The following is a 17,388-nucleotide window of genomic DNA, read 5'->3' as shown; positions in this document are numbered from 1 at the left end:
CGGCCGGGCCCGGCGGCCCGGCCCCGGGTCCGTGCGGCCGTCAGGGCGTGGAACCGCCCAGCAGGCCTCGGCCGAACTCGACCATCTTCTTCGCGTAGTCCTCGGTCCACTGCGCACGCTGAGCGATGTCCGCGGTCGTGAGCCGGTCGAACCGGCGCGGATCGGCGAGCTGCGCGGCGGCGATCGCCTGGAACTCGACCGCACGGTCGGTCGCGGCGCGGAACGCCAGGGACAGCTCGGTGGCGCGGGACAGCAACTCCTTCGGATCGTCCATCGACTCCAGATCGAAGAAGTGCTCGGGATCGGCGACGGCCGCCGACGGCTCGAAGAGCAGGGGCGCGGGGCGCAGCCGCTGCCGCTCGTTCCGCTCGGGTTGTGGCATGTGGTGTTTCCTCCTTGGGCGGGCCCGATGGCCACCCTCCATTGTCCAACGTCCCGCAAGAGGGCCCGGAGGGACGGTCGGGGCCGCCCACCGCCCCTGAGCCGACGCGGCGGTCACGGGCGCCGGGCGACCCGGTGTTCCGCCGGACGCGCCGGCACCGAATGGTTCGCCTCCCAGCCGTCCGGGGCTGTGGTCGCCGGCCGTCTCCGGCGGTGTGCCGGACTCCGTCCGGCGGCAGGGTGTTCGCCGGACCTGAGCCCGCGGGCCCGGCGGGGCGCCGCGGTCACGGGCGCCAGGCGACCCGGTGTTCCGCCAGATGCGCCAGCACCGAATGGTTCGCCTCCCAGCCGTCCGGGAACTTCACCGTGACGCCCAGCTGCACCGGCTCCGTGGACGGGTGTTCGTCCAGCAGCTCGGTGACGCCCGCCCGGCAGACCACGATGCAGGCGTGCCGGTGGCGCGAGGCCAGTACGCAGAGCCGGCCCGTCTCCAGGTGGAAGGCGGTGGCGTCCGGGCGGCCGGAGAGCGGGTGCAGGACCACCGTCACGTCGAACTCGCGGCCCTGGAGCCGGTTCGCCGTGTCCACGGCGACGCCCGTCACACCCAGCTCCGCGAGCGCCGCCCGTACCGCCGCGGCCTGGTCGCGGTGGGCGGTGCCGACCGCGACCCGGTCGGCCGTCACCGGAACGGGGTCCGGCGAGCGCTCGCTGGTCGCCGCGCCGCCCCGGTCCAGCAGCCGGCGCACCACCAGGGCCACCGCGCGTACCGCCTCCGGGTCGGTGCGCGGGGTGTGCCGGGCCGGGAGCTCCAGCAGGCCCCAGCCGGACTCCGCCGCCTCGTCCAGCACCCGGTCCGGGGCCGAACCGTCGCAGGCCACGCCGAACGACAGCCGCCGGTCGCCGTGGTCCGTACCGCTGCGGAACGGGGTGTACGGGTAGAACGCGTCCGAGACCAGCGGCGCGGCGGACGCGGGCAGCCGCCACGACACCGGCAGCCGGTGCTGCGGAAGCCTGGGGTTGTGCGCGAGCAGTGTGGAGACCGCACTCGCGGACGGGTCGTACGAGAGCCCCGCCCACTGGTCCGCGCCGACGATCGAGAACGGGTCCAGCTGGCCCGGATCGCCGACGAACAGCGCCCGCTCGAAGAGCCCCGCGACGGCCAGCAGCGCGTCCGAACGCATCTGGTACGCCTCGTCCACGATCGCGTGGCCCCACGGCTCGACGTTCTTCACGTGCGCCCACTTCGCGGCCGTCGAGATGACCACGTCGAGCCCGGCGAGGTCGCCGGCCTTCGCCGACTTCCGTACGTTGGCCAGCCCGTCCAGCACCTTGTCGTACGGGTCCGTGTCGTTGCTGTGCAGTCGGCCCACCGGCAGCCCGGGGTCCTTCTCGGCCAGCCGGACCACCAGGTCGTCGACCTGGGCGTTGGTCTGCGCGACCACCATCAGCGGATGCCCGGCCGAGGCGAGTTCGAGCGCGGCGCGCACCACGAGCGTGGACTTGCCCGCGCCCGGCGGGGAGTCCACGACGATGCCGCGCGACGTACCGCCCAGGGTGTCGGCGAGGATCGCGTCGGTCGCCCGCGCGGCCTGGGCGCCCGGGTCGGATACGGCGGTCACAGAAGGTCCTCCGCGGTCACGGGATCGGGGCTCTCGGCATGCCCGGCGGCGCCCGGCGGACCGCCGTGCGTCCAGGGCGTCTGCTCCGGGTCCGGCAGCTTCGGGCCGCCGCGCTGATCGTGCTCGAAGAGCGTCCAGGCGATCCGGTCGCCCGGCTCGGGCACCGAACCCGGGGCCGGCTCCTTGCTCCGGCCCATCCGATCGGTGATCCGCAGCACCAGTGGCGGCGCGCCCCCGTCCCCCGGCCCGGCGTACCCCACGAACTCGGCGGTCTGCGGCTTGCCGTCCAGCGAGCGGTACACCTTGGTGCGCTCGCCGAGATGCGGGCGCTCGTCCGTACGGACCGTGACCAGCGGGCGCGGCGAGGGGCGCTTCGACTCGCTGTACGCCATCACCACCTCCGTCACCTCACCGACGAACGCCTCACCGGCCAGCCGCCGCCCGGCCAGCACCAGCGGATCGTCCAGCGCCTCCTGGGCCTCCAGCTGGGCCTGCGCCGTCTCCCGCGAGGACAGCTTCTGCGCCGCCGTCACCGCGTCGTCCCGGCGCGGCTGCGGCGGCTCCCCGGAACGCACCCGGTCCCGGTGACCGGTGAACGACCAGCGGTCCCGGGTCCAGCGGTCCTCGGACCTGGACCCCTCGGGGAGCTCCCCCAGCAGGTCGAGACCCCGCCACACCGCGTCCCATGTCGGCCGCATCACGCCGGCCAGCAGCGCCCGGATCTCCCGCTCGGCGGCGGTCAGCTCACCGAGCCGGGCATCGGCCGCCAGACCGTCCTCGGCGGCCGCGAGCGAGGTGCGCGCCCGGTCGTACTTCTCGATGGCGGGCGCCAGCAGCCGGTTGTCGAACGCCGGGTCGGTGGCCGGACCGGCCGGCGGGCACAGCAGCTGCCCGCCGCCGTCCCGGTCCAGCTCCGCACGGAGCGCCGCCGAGGCCCCCGACTCGCCCGCCGGGGCGTCGATCCAGGCCAGCAACGCGCCCAGATGCTGATCCTCCAGGCTGCTCTGCCCGGTCGCCCAGTGCCGGTTCAGCAGATCGGTCGCGGCGAGCAGCAGCGAGGAGCCGGGCACCCTGGCCCGCTCCCCGTAGTGCGTCAGCCAGCGGCCCAGCAGCGGAACCCGGGCCGGGGCGGGATACGGGGCGTCCGGATCGTCCTCCGCCGTCCGACGGAACCGCATCGAGCGGCCCAGCAGCCGGACGAACTCGATACCCGCCCGGCTCGGCACGATCAGCTGCGGCGCGTCCGCGCACAGCTCGACCTCGACCTTGACCTTCTTGCCGGTCTCCGGATCGGTCTCGTTGCGCTCGGCCGGCTCGACGACGTCCTCGTACGCCTCGATGTGCGGTAGCACCGCCTCGGCCAGCTCGGCGAGGAACGCGAAGCGCAGATCCCGGTCGCGCGGCTGCGAGACCACCAGCAGCCGGGGCGCCTCCCGGTCCGTCCCGACCAGCGCGCCCAGCGGGGCGCCCGCCTCACCGGCCGTGGTCAGCGGGACCAGGACCAGCGGCCGGCCGGTGAGATGGCGGTGCCGGACCGTGGCCAGCGGCTGGGCCCGGCCGCTCTCCACGGCCTCCAGCCGGGCCAGGGTGCTGATCAGTGACATGCCGGACCGCCCGCCAGCGCCTCGGCGCGCAGGGCCGCCGCGCGCCGCAGGGCCGCGACCGTCGGGTCCGCCGGGTCGCCCTCCTTGCCCGCGGCCGCCGCCAGCACCTCGCCCACCATGGTCAGCCCGCCGAGCTCACCGCGCACACTCCGCCCCAGCGCCTCCACCGCACCGGCCGCGCGGGCCTTCGCCCGGCAGTGGAAGGCCAGCTCACAGGCGGCCAGACACTCCGGGGCGTACGCCGCGCCGACCGCCTCCACCGCGGCGTCGAGCTGCGGCCGGGGACACTGGGGGTCGAAGGTGGTGCCCTCGGGCAGGGCCGCCGCGATGTCCTCGATCCGGGTCAGCCTGGTCAGCTGGCGGCGGGTGACCGCGCGCTGCTTGCGCACATCGACGACCGAGGCCGTGGGCAGGTTGGAGAAGTCCTTCGGACAGACCAGCAGCACCCGGTGGCCGACCTCGGCGCCCTCGGTCAGCTCGGCGATCCGCTCCAGCGCCAGCACGTAGACGGCGGACTGCCGGGCCGCCGCGCCGACCTTCGCCGCGTCGGCCGAACCGTCGACCATGGGGAAGGACTTGATCTCGACGACGGTCCAGGTGCCGTCGGGGTGCACCGCCACCGCGTCCGGCTCCAGATAGGCGGGGGAGCCCGCCACCTCCAGGGCCAGCATCGGGTGGTCCAGCAGCGCCCAGCCGCCCGCCGCGGTCGCCTCCCGCAGCGCCAGCGCCGTACGCGCGGCGCGGCCCTCGGGGCCCGCCGCGGTCAGATCGGGCACCGAGACCTCGTCCGGCGCCGGGCCACCGCCGCCGAGGCGCTCGTACAGCAGCCGCATCAGCTCCGTGCCGCCGTCGGCCTTGACCCTGGCCTCGAACGCGTTGCCCCGGATGAAGGCGAACTGCGACTGCCCGAAGGGGGCCGGGGAGCCGAGCGCCTCGGCCAGCGCGCCCTTGTCCACTCCGGCGCCGTCCAGCAGGGCGCGGCGCCGGCAGCCGGGGTTGGCGGCGAGGGCGGCCAGCGCGCGGGCGTCCAGCGGGCGGGGCGGAACGGTCGGCCCCCGCAGCTCAGCGAGCCGCTGCCGGAGCGTCGTCGCCTGCCGCTCCCGCGCGGGCGCCGGGACCGGGCCGGGGTGCGCGACCGGCCGAGGCGTCTGCGTCGGCCGATGCCGCGGCATCGGTGGAGTCTGCGGAGGTGGTCCGCTGGCCAGGGATTCGCTCACCCGCGGAAGTCTTGCATCCGGCACTGACAATCGGGGACTTCGCTTCCGGGGCGATCCGCGGGAAGCGGTCCGCGACCCGGTCCCGGACCCGGTCCGCGAGACGCGTCACGGGCCGGGCCAGCAGGGCTCCGACACCCATCACGGCGGCGCCCGCGACCGCGTCGAGGAGGTAGTGGTTGGCCGTGCCCATCACCACGAACGTGGTGATCAGGGGGTAGGCGACGCCCGCGGCCCGGACGTACGGGTTCCTGCTGTGGCGCCACAGCAGGATTCCGCACCAGAGCGCCCAGCCGACGTGCAGGCTCGGCATCGCCGCGTACTGGTTGGTCATCCCGCCCATGCCGCGCGGGGCGCTGGCCTCCGTGCCCCACCAGCCGTACGAGCTGTACTGCGCCATCGTGTCGACGAAGCCGTACCGGGCCTCCAGCAGCCGGGGCGGGCAGGTCGGCAGCAGCGTGAAGCCGATCAGGCCGAGCAGCGTGGAGGTCATCAGCCAGGTGCGGGCCCGGCGGTACACCTCCTGGCGGCGGCGGAAGAGCCAGATCAGCACGGCCGGGGTGACGAGGTAGTGCAGGGACGCGTACGCGAAGTCGGAGGGTATGCCTATCGAGGGGTGCGCGGTGAGCAGCCGGTTGAGCGGATGTTCGAGGTTGATGTGGAGCGTCTTCTCCAGGCTCAGGATGCTCAGGCCGTGGTCGATGGCGGTGGACACGTCACCGCGCGCCACCAGCCGCCCCGCCGAATAGGCCCCGTACACCAGGGCCAGCAGCGGCAGCTCGGTCCACCAACGGGGCCTCGGGCGCGGCACGGGTGCGGTGCTGGCATGCTGCATCCGGAAGCTCTCCATCATGTGTTCAAGCGGCCGACGGCGGGCGTTCAACCGTACGGTGTGGATCGGTCGGGGTTCCTCCGGGGTCCGTTCCGGAGCCCCGTGCGCGCAAAGATTTCTCCGCGCAGAGTGGGACGCCGCTCGGGCCCGGGAGGTTGCCTCGCGATCATGTGCGAGATGATGGGAAAACCGGATGATCCGCCGCGTCCCGATCTCCGGCCTCAGATTCTCAGTTCAGGGAGAGCCGTCATGGCACCGCGTATCCTGCTCGCCCGGCACGGCCAGACCGAATGGTCCGTCAAGGGCAATCACACCGGCAGGACGGACATCCCGCTGCTCGACACCGGCCGTGCGGGCGCGAAGCTCCTCGGCGAACGGCTGCGGCACGGGCCGTGGGCGCAGCTGCCGGGCCTCGAAGTGCGCACCAGCCCGCTGGTACGCGCCAGGGAGACCTGCGAGATCGCGGGATTCGGGGACCGGGCCGAGCCCTGGGACGCGCTCATGGAATGGGACTACGGGGCGTACGAGGGAATGACCCCGGCCGAGATCAAGGCGATCCGCCCCGACTGGTTCATCTGGCGCGACGGGGTGCCGGAGGGCGAGACCCTGGCCGAGCTGTCCGCCCGCGCCGACGAGATCGTGGCGTGGGCCCGCTCCGCCGACCGCGATGTGCTGGTCTTCGCCCACGGCCACATCCTGCGGGCGCTGGGCGCTCGGTGGCTCGGCGAGGACGTGTCGTTCGCGGCGCGCGTCCGGCTCGATCCCACGTCGCTGTCGGTGCTGGGGTGGGCGTACGGCGCACCCGCGATCGAGCGCTGGAACGACACGGGTCACCTGGACCGGTAGGCCGCCGGGAGCTGTGTGGTGGTCCGGGGTTGAAGCGCCTCGGGCCGTCCGGGCCGGTGGGCCGCCGGGAGCTGTGTGGCGGTCCGGGGTTGGAGCGCCTCGGGCCGTCCGGGCCGGTGGGCCGGACGCACCGCCCTATGTCGCGGCCTTCGCCAGCTCCGTGTGCCGCTCCAGGAAGTCCCGTACCTCCGCCACGCCCCGCTGCGGCACCAGCACCCCCGCCGCCTCCGCCAGCATCGCCCGGATGCGGGTCGACCGGACGCGGTCCAGCAGGTCCAGCACCTGATGGCCCGCCGTCGCCGCCTCCGCGGCCCGGCCGGCGCGGGCGAGGTCCCAGGCCAGCTCGGCCCGGTACAGAGCCAGGTTCCGGGTGAAGTGCGGGTCCTGGAGCCGGGTGGCCCGCAGCGCGTGCCGGGCCGCCCTCGACCAGTCGCCCAGCGCCGACCAGCACTGCGCCTGAAGCATCTCCAGCTCCGCCTCCCGGAAGAAGGTCATCCACTCCGGATCGGCGTCGCGCGGACCGCGCCCGAACGCGGTGTGCGCCCGCCCGATCGCCCGTTCGCAGCCGGTACGGTCCCCGAGCCCCGCCCGGCCCCCCGCCTCGCGCAGCGCGAGCAGGGCCAGCAGCCGGGGCGAGCCCAGCGGCTGCGCCGCCCGCTGCCCGGCCTCCGCCGCGCGCACGGACTCACGGGGCCGCCCGGTGTCCCGGGCCAGGAACGAGGTGTTGCAGAAGGCGTGCGCCTCCAGTGCCGCGTCACCGGCCACCCGTGCCGTCGCGAGCGCCTCCGCGTAGTGCGAGCGGGCGTCCTCGAACCGGCCCGAGTCATGGGCCAGCCAGCCCACCGAGATGGCCAGCTCGCCCGCCCCGGCATGCAGCCGGTCGGCGGTGGAACGCCTGGTGGCCGTCCCGGAGTCGAGCAGTGCGTACGCCGCCCGCAGCGGCCCGGACGCCCTGCGGTACAGGCCGTCGCCGCCGTGCCGGTCGTCGAGCAGCCGGATCTGCCGCACCGCCTTCTCGACGGCGCCGATCTCTCTCTCGCCGACCCGGCGCGGGTCGGGCGGGGCGGCGGCCGCGGCGGACGAGCCGCCGGGGCCCAGGGTCGTGGCGGCCATCGCGGTGGTGCCGCTCGTCATGAACACGCGACGCAGCACGTCGCTCTCCTCGTCGGTGTCGCTGTGGGGCGTAGGGGGCGGTGGGGTTTCGGCAGTGGCCCGCGCCGCCCGGCCGCGCACGGTTTCGCGCGGCGAGAAGCCCAGGTCCGCCAGGGTCGTCCCGGGGAACATGTGCCGGAAGACCCGTTCGTACGCGTAGTTCGGGCAGCGGATCTCCCCGGACTCCACGCGTCCGATGTACCGGGCGTCGCACGCGACCTGCTCACCGATCTCGCGGGCGGATCTGCGTACCGCGGCAGCGAACTCCCCGGCGGAGCGCTGTCCGCGCAGCCGCCGGAAGGCGAGGTTGGGAACTGCCCCTGTCGACACCATGGACCGGAACCTCTCTTCCGCAGCCGGGGTTCCTGCTTCCGGTGTCCCGGCGGAGCAAGAACGTACCTGCTGTGACAGGTCACACACGGAGCGTTTAAGGTCAAAGCCGGGCATCTCGCCCGCAATCCGCCATGAACTGCCACCCTTTGCGGCGGCGTGGCACCGTAGCCGTTGACGCAGTCGGCGCGTTGGTCCATGAGGAGACGGAAACCGGCTCCGCCCGGCGATGAGAGGAGAGGTCCCTTGTTGCATCCCGGCACGGAGACCGACGCACGGACGACTGCGACGACCCCGGCCGCGACGGGTGCCGCGGCACCCGCATCCACGGAGGACCACGGCGCCGAACCCTGCGACCTGGTGACCGTGCCGGCCCGCCAGGGGCTGGAGGCCGTGGACATCCTGCGCCGGGACACCGGGCAGGACATCGGCCCGGTCCTGCACGACGGCACCTGCGACACCCTCGGCTTCCTCGTACCGCCGGGGACCGCCGAGGCCTGGGACGTGCCGGGCAGCGCCTGCACACAGACCGCCGGCCGCGGGCTGCGCATCCCCGCCGAGCCGCCGGTCACCGGAAGCGGCTGGCTGCTGCCGCCCGAGGAGGACGCCCCGGTCACCGACCCGGCCGTGCTGCGGGCCGCCCTCGACCAGGCGGCCCGGCTGATCGAGGCGGCCGACAGCTGCCGCTGACCGCCGGCTCCCCGGCCGCGTGCCCATGAGCGGTCGGTTCCCCGGTCGCGCGCCCATAATGGGCAGGTGGGCGGGTTTCCCCGGCACGGCCGGTTCCACGCCGGTCCGGAGCGAAGAGCAGTGAGCAGGCACGAGCAGCGGTGGCACGTCGAGGAGGGTCGGGCGGGGGCGCGGGCGCCCGGAAGCGGTCCGACCGCAAGGCCGAGAACAGGACCGAACGCGGTGCCGGGCGCGCCGCGCGCAGGACGGAGCCCCTCGCCGAACCGGTGGACGGCTCCCTCGCCGAGCTGGTGCCCGACCGGGAGCGTCCGCACGCCTGGACGCTGACGCTGGACGGCGCCCCGCAGTCCCATGTGGACCTGGACGACCCCACGTTCCTGTCCTTCGAGTACCAGCGCCGGATCGGCCACATCGTCGATCTCGTCGCGCCCCCCGGACAGCCGCTGCACGTGGTGCACCTGGGCGGCGGCGCCTTCACGCTCGCCCGCTACATCGCCGCGACCCGGCCCCGCTCCACCCAGCAGGTCGTCGAGGTGGACGCCGCCCTGGTCGAACTCGTACGCCGGGAGCTGCCGTTGGACCCGCAGGCCAGGATCCGGGTCAGGGCCACCGACGCCCGTGCCGGGCTCGGGAAGCTCCAGGACGGCTGGGCGGATCTCGTCATCGCCGACGTCTTCAGCGGGGCCCGTACCCCCGCACACCTCACCAGCACCGAATTCCTCGCCGAGGTCCGCCGGGTCCTGAAGCCCGGCGGGAGTTACGTCGCCAACCTCGCGGACGGGCCACCGCTGACCCATCTGCGCGGCCAGATCGCCACCGCGGCCACGGTCTTCCCGGAACTGGCTCTCGCCGCCGACCCGACCGTGTGGCGCGGCCGCCGCTTCGGCAACGCCGTGCTGCTCGCCTCGGCCCTGCCGCTGAAGGTCGCGGAACTGACCCGCCGGGTGGCGACCGATCCGCATCCCGGACGCGTCGAACACGGTCGGGCGCTGGCCGACTTCACCGGTGGAGCGGCCGCGGTGAACGACGCGGACGCCAGGCCGTCCCCGGCACCGCCCCCCTCCGCCTTCGGCTGAGCAGCCGCCCTCCTCCGCCTTCGGCTGAGCAGCCGCACGAGTTCACCGTAACCGGCACATCCTGCACCATCGGGCCGCCCGCCGTCGCGATACCCCCGCGACCGACACCACCCGCACCCGGATGGCGTACGGTGCCGCCCATGGCAAGTGTGCTCGTGGTCGAGGACGACCAGTTCGTACGTTCCGCCCTCATCCGGCACCTGACCGAGGCGTCCCATACGGTGCGGAGCGTGGGCACCGCGCTCGAAGCGCTGCGCGAGGTCGCCCACTTCCGCTTCGACGTGGTCATCCTCGACCTCGGCCTGCCCGACCTCGACGGCGCCGAGGCGCTGAAGATGCTCCGGGGCATCACCGACGTACCGGTGATCATCGCCACCGCGCGGGACGACGAGAGCGAGATCGTCCGGCTGCTCAACGACGGCGCCGACGACTACCTGACCAAGCCGTTCTCGGTGGAGCACCTGTCCGCGCGGATGGCCGCCGTGCTGCGCCGCTCGCGCGCCGCCGGGAACGAGGCGCCGCCGCCGAGCGCGATCCGGGTCGGCGGGCTCGCCATCGATCCGCTGCGACGCCAGGCCGAACTGGACGGCGCCACCCTCGACCTGACCCGCCGCGAGTTCGACCTGCTCGCCTTCCTCGCCGGCCGGCCCGGGGTCGTCGTGCCCCGCAAGGAACTGCTGGCCCAGGTCTGGCAGCAGTCCTACGGCGACGACCAGACCATCGACGTCCATCTCTCCTGGCTGCGCCGGAAGCTGGGCGAGACGGCCGCGCGGCCGCGCTATCTGCACACCCTGCGCGGCGTCGGCGTGAAGCTGCAGCCACCCGTCCCGGAGCAGCCTGCATGAGATGGGCGCTGGTCAAGGTCTGTCTCGCCGTCACCGCGATGGTCGTGGTCGCCTTCGCGGTGCCCCTCGGCCTCGTCGTCAAGGAGATGGCCCGGGACCGTGCCTTTTCCGACGCCGAACGGCAGGCCGCCACCATCAATCCGACGCTCTCCATCACCACCGACCGCGATGAGCTCGAAACGGCCATCTTGACCACCGAATCGGGCGGCGCGGGCCGGATGGCCGTGCACATCCCCGCCGCCGACGAGCCGGACAGCCGGCCGCTGGAGATCGGCACCGGGCACGCCACCCGCGAAGACCTGGAGACCGTACGGGAATCGGGGCGCGCCGCGATCACCGAGGTGCCGGGCGGCTCCGCGCTGCTCCAGCCGACCGCGCTCGGCTCCGCGGACAACGCCGTCGTCGAGGTGTTCGTGCCCGAGGCCGAGGTCTCCAACGGCGTCGCCACCGCCTGGCTGGTGCTGGCGGGCGTCGGCATCGCGCTGATCGTCGGGTCCGTCGCGGTCGCCGACCGGCTCGGCGTACGGATGGTGGAGCCCGCCCAGCGCCTCGCGGGCGCCGCCCACGACCTGGGGGAGGGCCGGCTGGGCACCAGGGTCGCGGAGGAGGGCCCGGCCGAACTGCGCTCGGCCGCCGCCGCGTTCAACTCCATGGCCGACCAGGTCGTCCAGCTCCTCGCCAACGAACGGGAGCTGGCCGCCGACCTCTCGCACCGGCTGCGCACCCCGCTCACCGTCCTCCGGCTCAACGCCGCGTCGCTCGGCGAGGGACCGGCCGCGGAACAGACCCGGGCCGCGGTCCAGCAGCTGGAGCACGAGGTCGACATCATCATCAGGACCGCCCGCGAACAGCGCCCGGCGTCCCAGGGGCCGCACGGCGCGGCCGGGGCGGGCTGCGACGTCTCCGAGGTGATCCGGGACCGGATGGCGTTCTGGTCGGCGCTCGCCGAGGACGAGGGCCGCGAGGTGCGCCTCGCCGGGGTGGACCGGACGGTACGCATCCCGGTCGCCAGGCCCGAACTGGTCGCCGCGCTCGACGCGTTGCTCGGCAACGTCTTCCGGCACACCCCGGTGGGAACCGCCTTCGCCGTCGATGTGCACCACAGCGGAGACGCGGTGATCGTGCTGGTCTCCGACGCGGGCGGCGGGATCGACGACCCGGCGACGGCCCTGGCCCGGGGCGGCAGCGGCCGGGCGGGAGGCTCGAAGGGCGCGGTGGGGTCGACCGGGCTCGGCCTCGACATCGTCCGCCGGGTCGCGGAGTCCACCGGCGGCGACGTGCGGATCGGGCACTCGGTGCTCGGTGGCACGGAGGTGCGCGTCTGGATCGGCCTCGAAGTGCAACGGCCCGAACGGGACCGGCGCGGGCACCGGGTGGGGCGGCGGCGCGCAGCGGGGCGCCGGAACGCGGTCCTCCGATCCCGTTCCGGGAAGGCTTGAGGGCCTGACCTCCGGCAGGAGGCTCTGCCCGATCTCCGGCAGGAGGCTCTGCCCGACCTCCGGCCGGGACTCCGCCCGGTTCTCGGACGCGGCTCCGCCCGATCTCCGGTCGGGGCTTTAAAGGCTGCCGATGTGCTCCTTAAGGCGTTCATAAGAAGTCCGGCCAAAGGCAGAAGAGCGGCATTTGCCGGTTCCGCTGCGGCTAGCGTTCTCCTGAAGTCCCCGACCACCGAGTCCACAACCACGCGTACGAGCAGGCCCCTTGCCCCGGGGGCCGCAACTGTTCCCCGTTCCCCGTTCCCCGTTCCCCGTTCCCCGTTCCCCGTTCTCCTTTCTCCGTCCTCTGCTCTCCGTCCACCCCCAGCCCGCGCGTCCCGGCCGGCCAACTCCCCCCGACCGGCCGGGACGCGCGCCCCTTTCCGTCCCCGGCGACACGCCGCCACGGACCGCACGGGACGGACCCCGGTCCGCCCCGGTCCGCACTCGGCCCGCCCCGACCCGCCCCCGCCTCGGTCCGCCTTCAGCCCGCCCGGTTCACCGCCGACAGCACCGCCAGGATCGAGGCCGTCAGCACGGAGGTGTCCTGGCCCGCACCCCAGCGCAATTCACCGCCCACCCGGCACTCCACGTAGGCCATCGCCGGACTGCCCTGCCCCGAACCCGTCGCCTGCTCCGTGAAGTCCAGGATGTCCACCTCGATGCCCGCTGCGGCCAGCGCGCGGGTGAACGCCGACACCGGGCCGTTGCCCGTGCCCTCGTAGTCGCCCTCCCGGTCGTCCACCCGCAGCGTGCAGATGAACCGGTGCTCACCGGCCGGGTTCCGGTCCGTGGACCAGGAGGTCAGGGCCACGCTCCCGGCCCGCCCGGGGGTCAGGTACGTCGCGTCGAACAGCTCCCACAGATCCTTGGGCGTGGCCTCCAGACCGCTGTCGTCGGTCGCGGCCTGCACCGTACGGGAGAAGTCCGCGCGCAGCCGGGCCGGCAGGTCCACCCCGTAGTTGCTCCGCAGCAGATGGGCGATGCCGCCCTTGCCGGACTGGCTGTTGACCCGGATGACGGCCTCGTACGTACGCCCCACATCCGCCGGGTCGATCGGCAGATACGGCACCGACCACAGCTCGGAGCCGCTGCTCGCGTGATGGGCGAAGCCCTTGCTGATGGCGTCCTGGTGGGTGCCGGAGAACGCGGTGTACACGAGATCCCCGCCGTAGGGATGGCGGGGCGCCACCGGCAGCCGGTTGCAGTACTCGACCGTGCGGCGGATCTCGTCGATGTCGGAGAAGTCGATCATCGGATCGACGCCCTGGGCATGCAGATTGAGGGCCAGGTTGACCAGGTCGACGTTGCCGGTGCGCTCCCCGTTGCCGAACAGGCAGCCCTCCACCCGCTGCGCGCCCGCCAGGACGGCGAGTTCGGCGCACGCGGTGCCGGTGCCGCGGTCGTTGTGCGGATGGACGGAGAGGATCACCGAGTCCCGCCGGTCCAGATGGCGGTGCATGTACTCGATCTGGTCCGCGTACACATTGGGCGTCGCGATCTCCACCGTGGCGGGCAGGTTGTGGATGACCGGCCGGTCGGGCGAGGCGTCCCACAGCTCGGTGAGGCTGTTGCAGATCTCCAGGACGAAGTCCGGCTCGGTGAGGATGAACACCTCGGGGGAGAACTCGAACCGGATGTCCGCCCCGGGCCGCGCCCGCGCCAGCCGTTCCATCTGCCGCGCGGACTTCATGACGGTGCCGTGCACCTCGGCCCTGCCCCGGCCGAGCACCACGTCGCGCCAGACGGGCGCGGTCGGGATGTACAGGTGGACGACCGCGCGGGCCATCCCCTCGACGGACTCGAAGGTCCGCTCGATCAGGTCCGGCCTGGCCGGGGTGAAGACGACCACGGTGACGTCGTCCGGCACCGCGTCGCTCCCGGCCAGATGCCGGACGAAGTCGAAGTCGGTGCGGCTCGCGGACGGATAGCCGATCTCGATCTCCTTGAACCCCATGGCGACGAGCAGATCGAACATCCGGCGCTTGCGCGGTGTGTCCATGGGCTCCGCCAGCGCCTGGTTGCCGTCGCGCAGGTCCACGGGCACCCAGAGCGGGGCGCGCTCGATACGGGCCTGCGGCCAGGTGCGGCCGGTCAGGGGTACCTCGACGCGGTCGAACGCCGAACGGTAGCGGTGCGAGGGCATGGAGCTCGCCCGCTGCGGATTCCAGCGGGGCGCGTCGGCGGGCACGGGCCCGCGCGGGGTACAGACGGTGGGGAAGCCGTGCATCGGTGACAGACGGTCGGACATGAAGAGGGCTCTTCTCGGATCGCCGGATGCGACCGGCGCAGCACGGCACCCCGCGGCGGGGTGCCGGTCGCTTCAGGCCCCGCCGCGGCAGCCGAGAAGAAGGAGACCGCTGTGCGTCATGGCCGGTAGAGTAGCCAGAAAGCAAGTCCTCAGACAACCTGACAGGTGAATCCCGGTGTCCTCGCTCGGTCCGCTCCGCCCCAGCCCCCTGGTCGAACAGGCCACGAACCATCTGCGCGAGCAGATCACCGAGGGGCACTGGCCGGTCGGCATGCGGATCCCCGGCGAGACGACCCTGGCCAGGACGCTCGGCGTGGGCCGCTCCACGGTCCGCGAGGCGGTGCGCACCCTGGCCACCCTCGGACTGCTCCGGTCCCGGCAGGGCGCGGGCGTCTTCGTCATCGCCGACCGGGTGACGGAGGACTGGCCGACGAGGCTGCGCCGGGCCGCGATCGCCGATGTGTACGAGGTGCGCATGCTGATCGAGGTGCAGGCCGCCCGGCTGGCCGCACGGCGCCGCACGGACGAGGACCTGTCCGCGCTGGACGAGGCGCTCACCGCGCGGCGGGCGGCCGGCGCCGGGGGAGACGCGGAGTTCGTCGACGCGGACATCGCGTTGCACCGGGCCGTGGTGGCCGCCGCGCACAACCCCGTACTCACCGACCTCTTCGGCGAGTTCGCGCCCGCGCTGCGGCAGGGGCTCATCGACCTCGTGGAGCTCTTCGGCCTGCGCCGTGAGAACCCGGACCACGGCGACGCCACCCATGACGCGTTGGTGCGGGCCGTGGTGGCCGGGGACGCGGAGTCGGCGGGCCGGGCCGCGCAGACGGAACTCGAAGCCACGCTGGCCCGGTTGCGGGCGGCGTAGGGCCGGGCGGCCCTCACGACTGCGGGCGGCGTGCGCCGGGCCGTCTCCAGCACCTGCGTGATGTGGGGCGGTCTTCGTGACCGTGGGCGGCGCAGGGGCGGGCAGCCTTCACGACTGCGCGCGGTACTGGCAGGGCGGCCTTCGCGACGCGGTTGTTCCGAAGCCCGGGTCCGCCACCGGCTTCGGAGGAAGAAGGCGGACGTACGCCGTCGACCCCCGGCTGCCCCCGCCGCGCGGCGTCCCGTTCACCTTCCGGCGGCTGGGCGGGTGTGAACCGGGGATGGCGGGAGCCGCTCGCCGCGACGGGCCGAAACGTGGCCCGGCAGGGCGGCCCGGCGCGGTGGAACCTCCCCGCCGGGCCGCCGGCCTGCACTTTCTCCGGGCAGTGCGAAACCCCGGGCGGCGCGGCCGACTTGTGGCAAGACCTCGGAGGGACACGGTCCCGTGACTTGCCGGACACGCTCGGGCAACGGAAGCGCCTTCAACTCTTGACACCCACCCCTCCGAGGCAGGAACCTTCCGACATCGATGCATGGGAGCGCTCCCACGTCGGGTGGGTCCGCCCACCCGAACGGCACCACGCGCGCCCTCCCCCACCGGAGCGCCCCCGGAGCGCCCCGCCCCGGAAGCCCCGCCCCTGAACCTCACCCCGGTACGTCACCCCCGGAACGTCCCACCCCGGAACAAGGAGTAGTGGAATGCGCATCACCCGCACCGTCACCGGCCGGAGCCGCAGAGCCGCGGTCCTGGCCACCACCGGCCTGACGGTCTCGGCCCTGCTGCTGACCGGCTGCAGCAGCGACTCGGACCCGTCGGGCAGCACCGGCCCCGACGCGAACGGGAACGTCACGCTGACGGTCGCCGACTTCGGGCAGTTCGGCTACAAGGAGGCCGGGCTCTTCGCCAAGTACCACGAACTGCACCCGAACATCACGGTCAAGGAGAACGTCACCGCCGACGAGCAGGTCTACTACCCGAAGTTCCTCCAGCAGCTCAACACGGGCAGCGGGCTGGCCGACGTCCAGGGCATCGAGGTCGGCCGGGTGAAGGAGCTCGTCGACACCAAGGCGGACGCCTTCGCCGACCTGGCCGGGGTCATCGACGCCGACCAGTGGGTCGGCTGGAAGGCGCTGCAGGCCACCACCGACGCGGGCAAGGTCATCGGCGCGGGCACCGACATCGGCCCGATGTCGCTCTGTTACCGCCGCGACCTGTTCGAGCAGGCCGGCCTGCCGGCCGACCGCGAGGAGGTCGCCGCCAAGGTCGCCGGAGGCTGGGACGACTACCTCAAGCTCGGCGAGGAGTACAAGAAGAAGGCCCCCAAGGGCACCTTCTACATGGACTCGGCCAGCGCCATGTACAACAGCGTGGTCTCCTCCAACGAGGAGCAGTACTACGCCAAGGACGGCAAGGCGATCTACAAGGACAGCGCCGGCGTCAAGGCGGGCTGGAGCCTCGCCGCCGAGGCCGCCGGGAAGGATCTGACCGCCGGCCTGGCCCAGTTCCAGGACCCGTGGAAGGCCGCACTGCGCAAGGGCACGGTCGCCACGGTCGCCTGCCCCGCGTGGATGGCCGCGCAGATCGCCACGTACGCCGGTGACGAGTTCAAGGGCAAGTGGGACATCGCCCGTACTCCGGGCCGGACCGCGGCCAACTGGGGCGGCTCCTTCCTCGCCGTGCCCGCCAAGGGCAAGAACGTCGAGGAGGCGCAGAAGCTCGTCAAGTGGCTGACCGCCCCTGAGCAGCAGGCCGCCGTGTTCAAGGCCGTCGGTGTCTTCCCGTCGAACAAGGGCGCCTACGAGCTCCCCGAGGTGAAGAGCGCCAAGCTCGCGTACTTCAACAACGCCCCCATCGGTGCGATCTACGCCGAGGAGGCCCAGGTCATCCCCGCGGCCGTGCTGGGCCCGAAGGACGGCATCATCAAGGACAGCATCTCCACCCAGATCAACAACATGGAGCAGCGGGGCACCAAGCCCGACGACGCCTGGAAGGCCGCCACGGAGGCCATCGACAAGGTGATCGGCTGAGAATCCCCATCGACGCGGGCGGCCGGGACCCCCACATCCGCGTCCCGGCCCGCCCGCACCGGGGCCGCCCCCAGGGCCTGTCCGCCGGATCACGGCCGGGGCCCGACCCCGATCCGCCGGACGGACCCCGCCCGCCGGCCCCGCCCGCCGGCCCCGCGCACGGACTCCGACACCACCG

General features: G+C 73.6%; 14 protein-coding genes. 7 read left to right on the top strand and 7 right to left on the bottom strand.

Annotated features, from left to right (window positions below; genetic code table 11):
- Positions 1-40: 40 nt before the first annotated feature.
- From ACGF8B_RS21030 to ACGF8B_RS21010, 5 genes are all read right to left on the bottom strand, one after another.
- Entirely contained in the window at positions 41-382 is a 342-nt protein-coding gene (locus tag ACGF8B_RS21030) for a hypothetical protein (protein WP_392740583.1), read from the bottom strand.
- Between the two features lie 283 nt (positions 383-665).
- Positions 666-2,000 (bottom strand): AAA domain-containing protein, encoded by a 1,335-nt coding sequence (locus tag ACGF8B_RS21025; RefSeq protein ID WP_392740580.1) that lies wholly within the window; start codon positions 1,998-2,000, stop codon positions 666-668.
- On the bottom strand, positions 1,997-3,604 hold the full coding sequence (locus tag ACGF8B_RS21020) for a hypothetical protein (protein WP_392740577.1): 1,608 nt from the start codon (positions 3,602-3,604) through the stop codon (positions 1,997-1,999). Before ACGF8B_RS21020 ends, ACGF8B_RS21025 begins: the two co-directional genes overlap by 4 nt.
- Positions 3,595-4,776: a hypothetical protein gene (locus ACGF8B_RS21015; protein ID WP_392740574.1), complete on the bottom strand. Its 1,182-nt coding sequence runs from the start codon at positions 4,774-4,776 to the stop codon at positions 3,595-3,597. Before ACGF8B_RS21015 ends, ACGF8B_RS21020 begins: the two co-directional genes overlap by 10 nt.
- Positions 4,667-5,653 (bottom strand): phosphatase PAP2 family protein, encoded by a 987-nt coding sequence (locus tag ACGF8B_RS21010; RefSeq protein ID WP_392740571.1) that lies wholly within the window; start codon positions 5,651-5,653, stop codon positions 4,667-4,669. The genes ACGF8B_RS21015 and ACGF8B_RS21010 overlap by 110 nt, the downstream gene beginning before the upstream one ends.
- A 246-nt stretch (positions 5,654-5,899) precedes the next feature.
- Here ACGF8B_RS21010 and ACGF8B_RS21005 point away from each other — a divergent pair, with 246 nt between their 5' ends.
- On the top strand, positions 5,900-6,496 hold the full coding sequence (locus ACGF8B_RS21005) for a histidine phosphatase family protein (protein ID WP_392740568.1): 597 nt from the start codon (positions 5,900-5,902) through the stop codon (positions 6,494-6,496).
- A gap of 135 nt (positions 6,497-6,631) precedes the next feature.
- Here the strand turns inward: ACGF8B_RS21005 and ACGF8B_RS21000 are convergent, their stop codons facing one another.
- On the bottom strand, positions 6,632-7,981 hold the full coding sequence (locus ACGF8B_RS21000; RefSeq protein ID WP_392740566.1) for a tetratricopeptide repeat protein: 1,350 nt from the start codon (positions 7,979-7,981) through the stop codon (positions 6,632-6,634).
- 243 nt (positions 7,982-8,224) lie between these two features.
- Between ACGF8B_RS21000 and ACGF8B_RS20995 the strand changes: the two genes are divergently transcribed.
- The 4 genes from ACGF8B_RS20995 (at position 8,225) to ACGF8B_RS20980 (ending at position 12,028) form a co-directional block, all read left to right on the top strand.
- Entirely contained in the window at positions 8,225-8,668 is a 444-nt protein-coding gene (locus tag ACGF8B_RS20995; protein WP_392740564.1) for a hypothetical protein, read from the top strand.
- A 140-nt stretch (positions 8,669-8,808) separates the two neighbouring features.
- Positions 8,809-9,744 carry a spermidine synthase gene (locus ACGF8B_RS20990; RefSeq protein WP_392740561.1) on the top strand — a complete coding sequence of 312 codons (936 nt, stop codon included), beginning with the start codon at positions 8,809-8,811 and terminating at the stop codon, positions 9,742-9,744.
- Between the two features lie 140 nt (positions 9,745-9,884).
- The gene (locus ACGF8B_RS20985) at positions 9,885-10,589 is read left to right on the top strand and encodes a response regulator transcription factor (RefSeq protein WP_392740558.1); all 705 of its coding nucleotides are present in this window, start codon (positions 9,885-9,887) and stop codon (positions 10,587-10,589) included.
- On the top strand, positions 10,586-12,028 hold the full coding sequence (locus tag ACGF8B_RS20980) for a sensor histidine kinase (protein ID WP_392740556.1): 1,443 nt from the start codon (positions 10,586-10,588) through the stop codon (positions 12,026-12,028). The genes ACGF8B_RS20985 and ACGF8B_RS20980 overlap by 4 nt, the downstream gene beginning before the upstream one ends.
- A 520-nt stretch (positions 12,029-12,548) precedes the next feature.
- Here ACGF8B_RS20980 and leuA read toward each other — a convergent pair.
- Positions 12,549-14,315 carry a 2-isopropylmalate synthase gene (gene leuA / locus ACGF8B_RS20975; protein WP_392740553.1) on the bottom strand — a complete coding sequence of 589 codons (1,767 nt, stop codon included), beginning with the start codon at positions 14,313-14,315 and terminating at the stop codon, positions 12,549-12,551.
- Between the two features lie 175 nt (positions 14,316-14,490).
- On the opposite strand from leuA, the gene ACGF8B_RS20970 reads away from it, so the two are divergent.
- Positions 14,491-15,183 (top strand): FadR/GntR family transcriptional regulator, encoded by a 693-nt coding sequence (locus ACGF8B_RS20970; protein WP_392740551.1) that lies wholly within the window; start codon positions 14,491-14,493, stop codon positions 15,181-15,183.
- A 698-nt stretch (positions 15,184-15,881) separates the two neighbouring features.
- Positions 15,882-17,210 (top strand): extracellular solute-binding protein, encoded by a 1,329-nt coding sequence (locus ACGF8B_RS20965; RefSeq protein WP_392740549.1) that lies wholly within the window; start codon positions 15,882-15,884, stop codon positions 17,208-17,210.
- The last annotated feature ends 178 nt before the right edge of the window (positions 17,211-17,388 follow it).

The sequence above is a fragment of the Streptomyces sp. NPDC047917 genome, from assembly GCF_043204345.1.
GTDB lineage: Bacteria > Actinomycetota > Actinomycetes > Streptomycetales > Streptomycetaceae > Streptomyces > Streptomyces sanglieri.
This window is presented reverse-complemented; position numbering and strand designations above follow the sequence as displayed.

Coding starts and splice junctions, on each gene's coding strand:
- leuA (WP_392740553.1), bottom strand. CDS start 14,315: ATGTCCGACCGTCTGTCACCGATGCACGGCTTCCCCACCGTCTGTACC.
- ACGF8B_RS21020 (WP_392740577.1), bottom strand. CDS start 3,604: ATGTCACTGATCAGCACCCTGGCCCGGCTGGAGGCCGTGGAGAGCGGC.
- ACGF8B_RS20980 (WP_392740556.1), top strand. CDS start 10,586: ATGAGATGGGCGCTGGTCAAGGTCTGTCTCGCCGTCACCGCGATGGTC.
- ACGF8B_RS21015 (WP_392740574.1), bottom strand. CDS start 4,776: ATGCCGCGGCATCGGCCGACGCAGACGCCTCGGCCGGTCGCGCACCCC.
- ACGF8B_RS21010 (WP_392740571.1), bottom strand. CDS start 5,653: ATGCAGCATGCCAGCACCGCACCCGTGCCGCGCCCGAGGCCCCGTTGG.
- ACGF8B_RS20985 (WP_392740558.1), top strand. CDS start 9,885: ATGGCAAGTGTGCTCGTGGTCGAGGACGACCAGTTCGTACGTTCCGCC.
- ACGF8B_RS21030 (WP_392740583.1), bottom strand. CDS start 382: ATGCCACAACCCGAGCGGAACGAGCGGCAGCGGCTGCGCCCCGCGCCC.
- ACGF8B_RS21000 (WP_392740566.1), bottom strand. CDS start 7,981: ATGGTGTCGACAGGGGCAGTTCCCAACCTCGCCTTCCGGCGGCTGCGC.
- ACGF8B_RS20965 (WP_392740549.1), top strand. CDS start 15,882: ATGCGCATCACCCGCACCGTCACCGGCCGGAGCCGCAGAGCCGCGGTC.
- ACGF8B_RS21005 (WP_392740568.1), top strand. CDS start 5,900: ATGGCACCGCGTATCCTGCTCGCCCGGCACGGCCAGACCGAATGGTCC.